General features: G+C 35.8%; 1 protein-coding gene. It reads left to right on the forward strand.

Annotated features, from left to right (window positions below):
• A partial coding sequence (locus FUA24_RS00615; RefSeq protein WP_148539609.1) for a TonB-dependent receptor plug domain-containing protein occupies window positions 1–972 on the forward strand: 972 nt, incomplete at both ends.

Consider the following 972-nt stretch of genomic DNA (forward strand, 5'->3'; position numbering starts at 1 on the left):
ATGTTGTGTCTACAGATCAAATAGGGAAATTCCCAGATGCTAATATTGGCGATGCCGTTAAGCGTATACCAGGTATAACTATGCAGGTTGATCAAGGTGAAGCACGTAACGTTATTGTACGTGGTTTAGCGCCTCAATTAAATTCTGTTACTTTAAATGGTAGTAGAATACCGTCGGCTGAAGGCGATAACAGAAACATTCAAATGGATCTTATTCCTTCAGATATGATTCAACTTATTGAAGTTAATAAAGCTGTAACTCCAGATATGGATGCCGATGCACTTGGAGGCTCTGTAAATTTAGTTACAAGAACATCACCAAACGGTTTTAGAGCTGCTGCAACTCTTGGCTCGGGTATTAATTTTATAACAGATAAACGTATTGTTAACGCTTCATTTTTAATTGGCGATAAATCTAAAAACGGAAAGTTTGGTTGGATGGCTTCAGCATCTATGAACGATTCGGATTTCGGATCAGATAATATTGAAGCTGAATGGACTGATGAGTTTGCATATTATGATGCTAACACTGATGAAGAGGTTGAAATGGAAGTAAACCCATACGCTAATGTGTTTGAGCAAAGAACATATATAGTACAACGTATTCGCAGAAGTTTTTCGGTAAATTTAGATTATGCTTTCAATGCCAATAACAAAGTGTATTTAAAGTCTATGTATAACTGGAGAGACGATAGAGAAAACCGTTACAGATTAGAACATGAAATTTTAGATGCTGAAGATATTGAAATAGGCGATTTTACAATTACCAATAATGTACCAACCATGTTTCCTGTTGAAGTAAAAAGACAAACTAAAGGTGGTATTGATAATGATAGAAATAAAAATGCCCGATTAGAAGATCAGCGCATGCAAAACTACAGCTTAGGTGGCGAGCATTTATTTGGAAAATTAGAGTTTGATTGGATGGCTTCATACGCTAAAGCTTCTGAAGAACGTTTAAACGAACGTTATA

The sequence above is a fragment of the Seonamhaeicola marinus genome (assembly GCF_008085455.1).